This is a genomic window from Bradyrhizobium neotropicale (assembly GCF_001641695.1).
In the GTDB taxonomy this organism is placed as follows: Bacteria; Pseudomonadota; Alphaproteobacteria; order Rhizobiales; family Xanthobacteraceae; genus Bradyrhizobium; species Bradyrhizobium neotropicale.
In genome coordinates this window covers 249360-259842 of sequence record NZ_LSEF01000033.1, presented here as the reverse complement: position 1 = coordinate 259842, position 10483 = coordinate 249360, and the positions used below count along the sequence as shown (strand labels likewise).

At 58.3% G+C, this 10483-nt stretch carries 11 protein-coding genes and 3 pseudogenes; 5 read left to right on the top strand and 9 right to left on the bottom strand.

Annotation, left to right across the window (positions count from 1 at the left end):
* Nucleotides 1–102: 102 nt before the first annotated feature.
* Nucleotides 103–1137, top strand: a complete 1035-nt coding sequence (locus AXW67_RS09295) for an IS110 family RNA-guided transposase (protein WP_063676386.1) — start codon at nt 103–105, stop codon at nt 1135–1137.
* Nucleotides 1138–1527: 390 nt separating this feature from the next.
* On the opposite strand, the gene AXW67_RS43105 is transcribed toward AXW67_RS09295, so the two are convergent.
* Complete coding sequence (locus AXW67_RS43105; protein ID WP_201723653.1) at nt 1528–1707, bottom strand: amidohydrolase family protein; 180 nt, start codon at nt 1705–1707, stop codon at nt 1528–1530.
* A gap of 155 nt (nt 1708–1862) precedes the next feature.
* Here AXW67_RS43105 and AXW67_RS09290 point away from each other — a divergent pair, with 155 nt between their 5' ends.
* Entirely contained in the window at nt 1863–2756 is an 894-nt protein-coding gene (locus tag AXW67_RS09290) for a phytanoyl-CoA dioxygenase family protein (protein WP_245315500.1), read from the top strand.
* A gap of 376 nt (nt 2757–3132) precedes the next feature.
* Nucleotides 3133–3437 (top strand): annotated as a pseudogene (locus tag AXW67_RS40360) (IS5 family transposase); the annotation flags it as partial.
* Between the two features lie 6 nt (nt 3438–3443).
* On the opposite strand, the gene AXW67_RS40355 reads toward AXW67_RS40360, so the two are convergent.
* From AXW67_RS40355 to AXW67_RS42685, 5 genes and pseudogenes are all read right to left on the bottom strand, one after another.
* On the bottom strand, nt 3444–3671 hold the full coding sequence (locus AXW67_RS40355; RefSeq protein ID WP_082907847.1) for a hypothetical protein: 228 nt from the start codon (nt 3669–3671) through the stop codon (nt 3444–3446).
* Nucleotides 3672–3954: 283 nt separating this feature from the next.
* On the bottom strand, nt 3955–4827 hold the full coding sequence (locus tag AXW67_RS09285) for a helix-turn-helix domain-containing protein (protein ID WP_063677622.1): 873 nt from the start codon (nt 4825–4827) through the stop codon (nt 3955–3957).
* 602 nt (nt 4828–5429) lie between these two features.
* Nucleotides 5430–5639: pseudogene (locus AXW67_RS09275) on the bottom strand (IS5/IS1182 family transposase); the annotation flags it as partial.
* 40 nt (nt 5640–5679) lie between these two features.
* Nucleotides 5680–6489, bottom strand: a complete 810-nt coding sequence (locus AXW67_RS09270; RefSeq protein WP_063677619.1) for a hypothetical protein — start codon at nt 6487–6489, stop codon at nt 5680–5682.
* Nucleotides 6486–6647 carry a hypothetical protein gene (locus tag AXW67_RS42685; protein WP_161491243.1) on the bottom strand — a complete coding sequence of 54 codons (162 nt, stop codon included), beginning with the start codon at nt 6645–6647 and terminating at the stop codon, nt 6486–6488. Before AXW67_RS42685 ends, AXW67_RS09270 begins: the two co-directional genes overlap by 4 nt.
* Before the next feature lie 35 nt (nt 6648–6682).
* Between AXW67_RS42685 and AXW67_RS45010 the strand changes: the two are divergent.
* Nucleotides 6683–6850: pseudogene (locus tag AXW67_RS45010) on the top strand (IS91 family transposase); the annotation flags it as partial.
* A 585-nt stretch (nt 6851–7435) separates the two neighbouring features.
* Here the strand turns inward: AXW67_RS45010 and AXW67_RS09260 are convergent.
* Nucleotides 7436–7645, bottom strand: coding sequence for a helix-turn-helix domain-containing protein (locus AXW67_RS09260; protein ID WP_063677617.1), 210 nt, complete (start codon nt 7643–7645; stop codon nt 7436–7438).
* A gap of 237 nt (nt 7646–7882) precedes the next feature.
* Between AXW67_RS09260 and AXW67_RS43855 the strand changes: the two genes are divergently transcribed.
* Nucleotides 7883–8155, top strand: a complete 273-nt coding sequence (locus tag AXW67_RS43855; RefSeq protein ID WP_063677616.1) for a hypothetical protein — start codon at nt 7883–7885, stop codon at nt 8153–8155.
* A gap of 1239 nt (nt 8156–9394) precedes the next feature.
* Here the strand turns inward: AXW67_RS43855 and AXW67_RS40350 are convergent.
* A complete protein-coding gene (locus AXW67_RS40350; protein ID WP_082907840.1) occupies nt 9395–9517 on the bottom strand; it encodes a KUP/HAK/KT family potassium transporter in 123 nt (40 codons plus the stop codon).
* A 65-nt stretch (nt 9518–9582) separates the two neighbouring features.
* Nucleotides 9583–10359 carry an IclR family transcriptional regulator gene (locus tag AXW67_RS09250; protein ID WP_063677615.1) on the bottom strand — a complete coding sequence of 259 codons (777 nt, stop codon included), beginning with the start codon at nt 10357–10359 and terminating at the stop codon, nt 9583–9585.
* Nucleotides 10360–10483 lie beyond the last annotated feature (124 nt).

Sequence of the window (10483 nt, the reverse complement as noted above, 5' to 3'; positions counted from 1 at the left end):
GGCCCAGCTTGTGGATAGCTGAATATTTAAGGTGCTGCGCTTCAGGCTGATGGTGAAAACGAGGTCCGTGGTGACGGCCTCAAGCATCAGGAGAAGCGCAGCATGGACCATTTTGCCGGACTGGACGTATCGGTCAAGGAGACGAGTGTCTGCATTTTGGATGATACGGGCAAGATCTTGAAGGAAGTGAAGGTGGCGAGTGAGCCCCAAGCGCTTCTGAAGGTTCTGGGGAATCCCGCCTACCGCTTCAAGCGGATCGGACTGGAAGCCGGGCCGTTATCGCAATGGCTGTTCAGCGCTCTCGCCGAAGCCGAGTTACCAGTGATCTGTGTGGAGACTCGGCACATGCAGGCGGTGCTGAAGGCGCAGATCAACAAGACCGACCGCAATGACGCGCGCGGCATCGCTCAGATGATGCGGGTGGGAGTGTATCGCCCGGTGCATGTGAAGACGCTACGCAGCCAGAAACTGCGTATGCTGCTAACCCATCGCAAGCTATTGCAGTCGAAGGCCATCGCCATCGAGAACGATCTGCGAGGGACTTTGCGTAACTTCGGCCTCAAGGTGGGCATAGTCGGAATGGTGAGGTTCGAGGCCCGCATCCAGGAGCTTGTCGAGACTATTCCCGACTTGGCGATCCTGGTGGAACCGCTGCTCGTCGTGCGGCGGGCGCTACGCGAACAGATCATCATCCTGCACCGCCGCTTGCTGGCCATCGTGCGCGACGACGAGGTGTGCCGGCGCCTGATGACGACCCCCGGTGTCGGCCCGGTGGTGGCGCTGACCTATCGCGCGACCGTCGATGTGCCAGCCCGATTCCGAAAATCCAAGTCGGTCGGGGCAGTGTTTGGGCTGACGAGCTCCAGATATCAATCAGGCGAGATCGATTGGAGCGGCAGGATATCGCGCTGCGGGGATGAGATGATGCGGGTGATGCTCTACGAAGCAGCGCAGAGCATGTTGCATTCGAAGAAATGGTCCTGGCTCAAGGCCTGGGCCATGCAGATCGCCAGGCGTCGCGGAATGAAGAAGGCGATCGTGGCCCTGGCCCGTCGGCTGGCCGTCATCATGCACCGCATATGGGTCGATGGCACCGAGTTCCGGTGGACCCGGGAGCCAACCGCGACAGCAGCATGAAAACCGTTCAGGATCAAAGCCGATAGGAGGAAACTCGAGATCCACCCAGCAGTGGAAAGATGTCCCTCGCGGGACGATGGATGAGGTGAGTTCGCATGTCCGCTTGAACCTGTCGTTCAAACTAACGACAAGGCCGCGCAAAAGATTGTTCTACTTCGTCCTCGAATCCCATGATGGAAGGGCCCTGGTGCCGATTCCGAAGAGAAGCGCGAGCCCGTGAGCGACATCGACACTGCAGTGGCGGATAGTCTGAAAGTGCTTGACCTCAAACGGCCGATTAGAGAAGCGGACATCGCTGGAGGTCGCCGAAGGGCCACTTCCGGACTCATGCACCGCAGTAAGTGATCGGCGTCGGTTAGTTCGTCGAAGGGGGAGTTACCGCGCCCGCGCTTACAGATGGAGCAGCCGCTCGGCGTTACCGTGGGCGATCTTCGCGCGGTCGCCCTCGCTGATCGGCGCACTGCGCAGGAACGCGATCGCTGTGCGCAAATCCTCGAAGGGATAGTCTGCGGCAAAGAGGATGTGGTCCGAGCCCAGAGCGAGCAACGCGCAAAGCGTCGCAGACTCCACTAGTCGTGATCGTGTGTCAAAAATTGTACGTCGAATAACAGAGCGCGTAGTGGTTTGGTCCAATTTGGAACAACAAAGGAGTCTGAATTGCTGCAAGCACTGGTTCCATCGTAATGCGTACAGCGAGCCAAGAAATGGTCACAAGAATACAGCGAATGCTCAAACGTTTGCCGACGCATGTTGCCGACATCAAGGAAAATCCCCGATGGTTGCCGATGTTTGCGCTGGGGCGCGTGATGCTGTTCCGCAACCTCGCATGGAAGTTGACCGCTCCGCCCGAACACATCGATCTCACGAACACGCTTTTCCCGGAACTTGAGGTCGAGCATGTGACGGAGCAGTTGCGGCGAGACGGGCTGTTTCAGGGCGTCAGGCTTTCAACAGACATTACGTCGGAGATCTCTTCCTTTGCCCGACGCACGCCCTGTTTCGGCAATTTTGATCGCAAAATTGAGCTGGTCGCCGAGGAACATCGCTCGGTCGAGCTTGCGACCGGGAAGGCCATTCTCACCGGCCACTTCTTCGAACGCGTGCTGGATTGCGAAGCGGCCCGCCGCGTCCAGCAGGATCCGCTATTGTTGCAAATCGCCCAGAACTATCTGGGAGGCGAGGCGCGCGTCACCGCGACGCGGCTGTGGTGGAGCTTTCCGAGCAAGAAAGCGAAAGACCACGACCTCCATCTAGCCTCACAGGACCGGTTTCATTTTGATCTCGATGATTGGAGGATGATCAAGTACTTCTTCTACATCGAAGCGGTTGACGAAAACTCGGGCCCGCATGTCTATGTCGTGGGCAGCCACAGGCAGCGCTTCCTGCGGCACCAGTTCACCCTCGTGGTCGGTCACCCCTCGGAGGAGATCGAGCGGACCTATGGCCGCGAAACGATCGTAAAACTGACGGGGCCTGCAGGCTTCGGCTTTGTCGAGGATCCCTTCGGATTCCATATGGGTTCGCTGGCCAAACGCACGCCGCGCCTCGTCCTGGAGATTAGCTTCGGCGTCAGCGAAAAGCTGCACCGTCGTTTCCATGGCGAGCCGGTGATTCATTAGCTGCCAGTCGGGCGGTTGCGGCCGACGATTAAGCATTCCTTCGGCTACCGAAGATCGACGTTTCACCGCGCAGGTAACTCATACAATCATCTCCCGGCCCGCCCGCCGACGTTCTCTGGGGCTCGCTACTGCATTTACGCCATCAGTGCGATTGCCTGTTCGATGAAGTCTTGAAATCAACCTGCAGTGTATAGGCCGCCTAAGGCTTGATTGAGGCGGTGCGTCGGTAGCTATGGGTCATTCGCGACCGGGTCGAGCCAGTATCAAGTCCGGCCATGTCCGCTATGCCGCCGAAAGCAGAAATAAATTCAGAGCATTAGTGACATAGCGACGGGCCATTGATGGCGCTGCCCAAGACGTGATTCAACCTCGAATCATGCGCTACGAACTCAGCGATTATGAATGGACCGCCATCAAACCTATGCTCCCGAACAAACCGCGTGGTGTTCGGCGTGTAAACGACCGTCGCTTGCTCAATGGCATCTTCTGGGTCCTGCGTTCAGGTGCGCCATGGCGCGACTTGCCGGAGAACTACGGCCCCCGCACCACTGTTACAATCGCTTCGTTCGGTGGCGGCGGGCTGGCGTCTGGGACCGGATGATGGATGCGCTGGCCGCCGGTCATGACGCGGCGGTACAGATGATCGATACCTCCGTCGTGCGCGTGCACCAGCACGTCGCGGACAATCTAGGTGCCGAACAAGCCACTTTTCGGCGGTGCCTTTTGTCCTTTGCTCGGCCGCAAAGGTGCATCCGCGCGATTTTCCAGCTTCTCACGCAAACTTGGCGGTTTATAGAAGTGAAGCAGACCCTGACCGATTTCGTCAACGCGAGTCGTGGACCTCGGAAGTGTGCGCCGCTCGCATCCGGGGATGACAATCTGGATTCCGGCCGAGGTGCGTTCAAATGCAGACATGCTGCGGCTCCAAGGTGATCATCTAGCCATAGAGTGGCATGTCGTTCGACATTTACCCATAGCGGATCGACCGAACTCCCCAGGATAAATTAATCGAGCAATCGAACCGCAGTGCATTTCGAGTCATGGAAGGCGACGCCGTAGCGAGAGAGCCGGCGGGCGAAGTGGCAGGTGGGGGACTCCTTGAGAACGGCTTCCCCACCTCTAGGAGAAAGCGGCAACAGCCCTGAATCGGTTGCCGTGCGCGCTTTTGGTAGCGCTCCTCGCTGCATTCGCGTGTCCGCTATACCGTCTCACTGTCCCACTTATGTCCCACACTCTTTTGAACCGACTCGCCTTTCTCCGGCGCGCGCAACTTGGTAGATGGCCAGCGCGAGCCGCCGACTACCGCTATTCGTTGTGGAGCGCAAAGTTCGTTGATCTCCTGCTGAGTCAGTACGCCGTTCTTCAGTCGACGGCACAGCGCTGCGACCCTGACCTCATCGAGATCCATCACCACCTCCCAGCCATGCCCCCCGGCTTCGGTGATCAGCTCGACTAAGCGCTGTTCGTATTCGCCGCGGTTTTTGAAAGTCTTGGGACCTGGAGGAGACATTGGCCTGAATGCTGGTGCTGGCGCCGCTTGCGACAGCCGTTGTGGAGCGGTAGGTGCCGCCGCAACAGCACCTCTAATCTCAAAATTCCCTCTAAGGTTATCTTCAAGATTAATCTTACTAAGGTTAGGGCGGCGCAGAGACCGCCTTTTGGGATCATTTTCACCGCCTTTTGGGTCTTCGGAGACCGCCTTTTCTTGCCCGCTAAAAGGCGGTGCCGAAACCGCCTTTTCTGTTTCGAAAGGCGGTGTGGAGACTGTTTTTTCTGGGAAGGTCAAAACGTAGGTGTTGACGTGTCCCCGGCCACGCGCGCGTTGCACATGCACGAAGCCGAGGGCTTCGATCTTTTTGATAGATAACTCAACCGTGCGGACGTGAATTCCAATCAGATCGGCGATCGTCTCCCGGCCCACAAACGTATTGCCAGTATCGCTGTTCATGTGCTTGGCGATGATCATCGCGACGTGCGCGGTGACATGATCCTTGCCGACCGCCAACCCGATGGCGTCGAGCCACTTCAGCTTGCGCATGAAGAACTCGGCTCGGTGCTTGCTGGTGCTCATCACCGCACCGCCTTGCGCTCAAGCGCGCGCGCGAATGCCGCAGCAAGCGCGGTTTCACCTTGCTCGCGGTCGCTGCCGTTACTATTCTTCGATGTGCTCTTGATGTTCGATTTGCGAATGGGGGTCGCCTTTGCCGAGGCGGCCCTTCGCATTTTGGGAGACAGCGAGTGCCGCTCCGCGAGTTCTGACATTTTTCAATTCTCCTTTCAGTTCAATGCCAGAACGGAAAGGGAAATTGTCAGATGTGCCGTTGAATTTGTTGAGCTTTCAGAAGCCTCTTAATCAGCGGGTCCCAGGTTCGAGCCCTGGTGCGCCCACCAAGCAAAAATCCTTTTTTTTGCCGATGGCTTCGCAGGATAGGGCCGAGAACAAGACGGGTCTCGTGCAACGTTTTTTGTGGTCGGACGTGGTACGGCCAGATCGCTGTGCGACTTTTCCTTTGTTTCTGTATCGTCACCCCATTGGATACAGCGTGCAGATTCGGTGGCACAGGTCGATTACGTGCTCGTCGTAGAATGGGATATTAGGGCGAGCAAAACGGACAATCTATTCTGCCCGTCGCCCAAGGGTACCTCTTGCTGCAGAACCAGAACTGGTCGTCGTTAAGACGGATTGAGCTGGGCAGAACTTGTGAGCGTTCGCGATAGCAATCCCAGGAACAGGCCCAAGAGTTCTCTGAGCCAGGCGAGGATGCGGCGGAAGTTGTGGCCGACGGCTGAGAGGAGGGCGTTGGCGGCGTCACCCGTGCGGCCTTTGAGGTAGCAGCGGCCGAGATGACCTTCGGCCTTCATGTGTCCGATGACGGGTGTCAACTCGCCTGTCGGTGGCGCGTGATGATTGCCGCGAGACTCACTACTGATCTGATCTATCAGGCGCCGCGAAGGTGTACACAGTACTGCCGCCCATCTCCGGGTTCTCGTCAAGCTCACTGGTTTCGTGCAAAGAGATTCGCGGCAAACGGCTCTTGATCCGGCGGCGTATTTCGGTCTCTGGGTAAGTTAATCTCTGAAAGAAACTCAACGTCTTGCCGCTCTTGTCCGCGAGATCGTGGCAGGCCTTGACCCACTCACCTTTGACCCGCCTCCGCTCGAGCTTGATCGCTAGGTCAAGGTCACCGAGGTCGTCGGTGTCCGTGAGATAGGAGCCGAATACACGAACTTCAGTGACGTAGTGGAGTAGCTCAGGGTCATTGTTGATCTTAGCGATGCGCTCTAGCGTCTTCTGAAGTAGGGCCTCGGCAGTGGAGCGGGTCATCCGCGGAGCAAGAGTTTTCATCCCGGTCGCGTGGCCCTTGTCCGTAATGCGATAGACGGTGCGGCCGTCGCTTTTCCGACCGTCTTCGCGAATCAGATCGTGAGCCAGAAGTGCCTCAATCAAATTGCGCGCCTGAGCCGGGAGATCTGGCGCTTTGGGCAAACGCACTCCGAAAATCTTTTCGCGATCTCGTGCCATGGTCCAATTGCGTAGAGCCTGGCCGCGGTTTTGACGGTCGATCTTGCCTTCCTCAATCAACGTGTCGATGGTCGAGCGCCACCATGCCTTCAATAGGTGCTCATCGACCAAATCGGAATAAAAGCCATCGGAGTTAGTGGCATCGGCCAGGAGGTCGCGCACTAGCTTGGCAGGTTGGCCTCCAACCGTGGCAGCTCGGTCAATTTTCATGCGCTGCCTTCGATGCCCTTCGCACCGGGGATCCTCTGCTTGCCCGTCAGGTCCCGTTTGATCTTATCAATATCAGCCTCCGACAACACCCACTGGCGTGCCGCATTGAGCTTATTCAGCTGGTGCTGCGCTTCCCGCACTACGGTGAGCTGGGGCACTACGTCGCGCTTGGACTGTTCCGGTTCGTAGTGTGCATGGCCGTGCCAGGCTCATGCTGATCCGTCGCTTGCTTGCGGCAACGCCGTCTTCGATTGCGGACGAGGCGCGCGAGCAGCCTGCGTGCGCAGTCGCAGACTCGTCCGAACGACCGCCATGCCCCTGTTGCGGGGGCCGCATGGTCGTTATCGAGATCCTTCCCTGACCTCGTCGGGGTAATCGTAGGCCGGACACCTCATGAGCCGAACTGCGCAGATGGTTCTCGCCAATGTCATTGCTACCACCGTCGTACCCAACAGCTGGTGCTCGACCGACCACGCTGCAATCTCCGTTGCAAGCACGAATCCCGCTGTTATTCACACCGAGCCGGTCGCGACGACCGGGCGCGCGCCAATCTGTCCAATTACCCATCCCAACTGATCGCGGATCGCACACGTCTGCGGCGCCCTCAATCCCCATAACCGCTTGAGCTCCCGGCCCGCGGCTTCGTTCAACCCGGCTTGAGCTGCATCGCGCTCGTCCCCGTGGTGCGCATCCTCAAGCGCGACCCAGCTCAACCCTAAGGATTCCGCAAAATGGTTCAGCCGAGTCTATTGAAAACGATAACCTCGGGTAGATCCGTTTGCTGGCGCCAAAAAGGCCAATTGCGCGCCGCACTGCCTGGCGACCTAATCACAATTCAGAATATTGTTGTAGCCCAATGGCTTAGCGAGTGCGCTAGGGTTGCACGGGCTGCACAAAGTGTGCCCTTGAAGTTATCCTCAGTTTCTACCTCAACCTATGCCCGGACCTACTCGGAGACTAGCCGACTTAGAGGGGCGGACAGAGCCTCGGCTATTCGCGCCATGACCAACAGGCTGGGGTTTCGTTTCCCTCTCTCGATCCCGCCGACATATGTGAGGTCGATCTCAGCTGCGAAGGCAAGCTCCTCTTGGGTCATCCCCTTCTGCTTCCGGAGCCTTCGGACATTCTTTCCCACGGTGGCGCACCAATCCTTCATTGCAGGATCGAGCACCGTCAGGTATATAGTCTCTAGGGAATATAGTCCCTATAACTAATTTGTCGCTTGGCCAAGGAGAAGGAGTTTCGATTGCAGAAGGATAGAAGAAGTCGCTTTTCTGCGGTTCCCAGACCTAGGGCAGGTGGCATGCCATATGCTACAGTCAGAGACTGTGCGACTGGGCGCTTTGCGAGGGCGACGAGCCGAATCTCGACTCCTAGTATAGCGTAGGCACTAATGCCAAAACCACCACTTGACCCTGATGTCGCGGACGCTGTGCCGAGCGATTCCTTCGTCACACTCTACGACCAGCAGCATGTCGTCACGTACATGCGGCTTCTACAGGCCGAAGGTGAGGGCGCCGACTGGAGGGACGTCGTTCGAATCGTGTTACATATCGATCCAGAGGCTGACCCCGATCGCGCGCGGAACGCATACCAGAGTCACCTCGTGCGCGCTAAGTGGATGACGGAACAGGGGCGTCTCTTGCGCGGTGCGGGGTCGAATTAGAAGAAATTCGTCGACCAAACCTCGATTTGGAAATCGCTTTCTGCAGCCAACTCGTGGTCATCCGGAAGCACCACGTAGTGCCAAACTAGGGTCTTCCTGCAACCCGATCGATCAGAATTATTGCGTCGCAATCCTTGTCAGCCTGCGTGCGAGGGGGCGGAAGCAATGCTTGAGTTCGACAGGCCGTTCATAACACTATCTCCGTGAACGAAAACCCGCAGGCCCGGCGTCAGGCCCGGCTTCACCGGCTGAGGGGCATGCGATGACGAGCCGCCTGAAGACCATGACCGCGATGTGCGGGGCTGCTACTGCCCTTGTCCAAGAGCCAGTTCGGAGCATAGCAACGTCGCGCTTGGCATAGGTCTCTAAGAGCGCAGGAGCTGAGCGCTGCGGCCCATGAAGTGCCTCACGCGTAGGATTGGATGGGATATCGTGGGTTTGGTTGGTGTGGGGAAAAACGGTAGCGCTCCAGTGACTCGAACCCCGAAAGGCAGGGTACGGGTCGCAAAGTCGCCGGCCGCGATTTACAATTCAGTTGTAACCTATTGATCTATATAGTCCCGTCGATGTGATCTTTTACAGCTAAGCGCTTGTAACTTCTTGTAAAAGATCAGACTCTTAATCAGCGGGTCCCAGGTTCGAGCCCTGGTGCGCCCACCATATCAATGGTTTAGCCGCAGAACCGTTTGAGCATCCAATTTCTCAAACGGTGATTTTGAAGCGACGGAGTCTCGCTCCAAAGGTGCTGTAGGAGACGCCAGCGAGCACCGCAACCGGTGAAGGCGGGGATAGTGTTCGCCGCTCTGGCGTCGGATTCCTTGCCGAGCAGATCGACCACCCGCAGTGATGTTCTCTCCGCGAGGAAACCGTCAGCTCTCAGATGCCGTGGGTATCGCGCAGTCGACGACCTCGCGGGTCGTGTCTTGTCGTTTGTGAGCAGCAACTAATTCAAGCCTAGTTCGGCGTCCGGCGCGATGGACAAATCATTCCAGCAGGAACCAAGCAATCCGCGGTCCATTGTTCGAGAGCTGCGGGCGGCGGCTGGACGAAGATATTCGTCGTTCGCGAACGCCGACCTCGATCGACAGCTTCGCGAACCGCATTAGGAACGAGCCGCTGCAGGGCAGGTTCCTGACGTAGAAGCCGGATCGATGCGCTTCCAGGCCTGGCCGCGTTCCAGACCGAGCCTCATCAGGGAATCGTCGATCCAGTTCGTTCGCATCTGAATCTCGTGCCTGCTCAGCAACGCGAAAGGACTATGCCGTACCACGCCAGTCTGATGGGAGATCGTCCGACAAGTGCCATGTCAGCGTGGAGAGCCTCACCACCAGTCAAGGCGAGAAAGACTCCGCCAAGTAGCATGAAGCCTGACCGGATCAAGCTCGATGCGGTCTTTCCTTCAGTCGCGTCGATTGCGCGGTGCCACTTCAGGACGCGCGGAGCATCTTCTCGATCTTCCTGATTTCAGCGCGCAGCATGGGCGCGATCTTCTCGATGCGCTCCGACGGCAGTCGATTTTCGATGGCCGCGATGCTGATCGAGCCCGCAAGGCCGCCATCGGCGTGACGCACGGCCATGCCGACCGCCGCGATGCCCGGAGCGCGGTGTGGGTTGATCGCATAACCGCGGCCGCGCGCAGCCGCCACGAGTTCAGCGAGCTGTGTCGCCGTCACGTCGCCGTACTCCGCAAGGCGCGGCGCGTTGAACTTGAGAATGCTCGCGGCCTCCTCTTCCGGGAGCGCGGCGAGCATCGCGATGCCGCCGCAGCCGATCCCGAGGGGCATCCTGCTTCCGACTTCGACGGTGAACGCCTTGATCGGAAAGCTACCGGCCTTGCGTTCGATGCAAAGCGCATCGTTACCGCCGCGCACGGCAAGAAACACGGTATCGCCTGTTTGCTCCGCGAGAAACGCGACCGCCTGACCTGCGATCTCGCGCAGATGAAAGCGCGGCTCCGCGAGCAAGCCGAGCTCGTAGATGAACGGGCCGAGATAATAGCGGCGCGTGCCTTCGTTCTGAGTGGCCATGCCTTCGGCGATCAAGCCCTGGAGGATGCGGTGGGCCGTCGGACGCTCAAGTCCAGTCTCACGGGCGATGTCGGCCATGCGCGCGCCCGATTGGCTGCGGAGCGCGAGCGCACGCAGCACTGCGGCCGCGCGGGCGATGCTCTGCGTGCCGGTGGGCTTGATGGCGTCATCCTTCATGGTATGTCCAATATATGGAATATTTCCGATATCCTGTCGATCTCGTGATGCCGCATCGCAAGCAATGAATGATATCGTCATGTGCAGAATCGCTTGACAGTTATGGTCATTCGATTCCAGAACG

What these genes read in the sequence shown, in the direction of transcription:
- AXW67_RS40355 (WP_082907847.1), bottom strand. Translation starts at nt 3,671, where the DNA reads ATGTCTGCATTTGAACGCACCTCGGCCGGAATCCAGATTGTCATCCCC.
- AXW67_RS09260 (WP_063677617.1), bottom strand. Translation starts at nt 7,645, where the DNA reads ATGAAGGATTGGTGCGCCACCGTGGGAAAGAATGTCCGAAGGCTCCGG.
- AXW67_RS09250 (WP_063677615.1), bottom strand. Translation starts at nt 10,359, where the DNA reads ATGAAGGATGACGCCATCAAGCCCACCGGCACGCAGAGCATCGCCCGC.
- AXW67_RS09285 (WP_063677622.1), bottom strand. Translation starts at nt 4,827, where the DNA reads ATGAGCACCAGCAAGCACCGAGCCGAGTTCTTCATGCGCAAGCTGAAG.
- AXW67_RS43855 (WP_063677616.1), top strand. Translation starts at nt 7,883, where the DNA reads ATGCCAAAACCACCACTTGACCCTGATGTCGCGGACGCTGTGCCGAGC.
- AXW67_RS09295 (WP_063676386.1), top strand. Translation starts at nt 103, where the DNA reads ATGGACCATTTTGCCGGACTGGACGTATCGGTCAAGGAGACGAGTGTC.
- AXW67_RS09270 (WP_063677619.1), bottom strand. Translation starts at nt 6,489, where the DNA reads ATGAAAATTGACCGAGCTGCCACGGTTGGAGGCCAACCTGCCAAGCTA.
- AXW67_RS40350 (WP_082907840.1), bottom strand. Translation starts at nt 9,517, where the DNA reads ATGCTACTTGGCGGAGTCTTTCTCGCCTTGACTGGTGGTGAGGCTCTC.
- AXW67_RS09290 (WP_245315500.1), top strand. Translation starts at nt 1,863, where the DNA reads ATGCTCAAACGTTTGCCGACGCATGTTGCCGACATCAAGGAAAATCCC.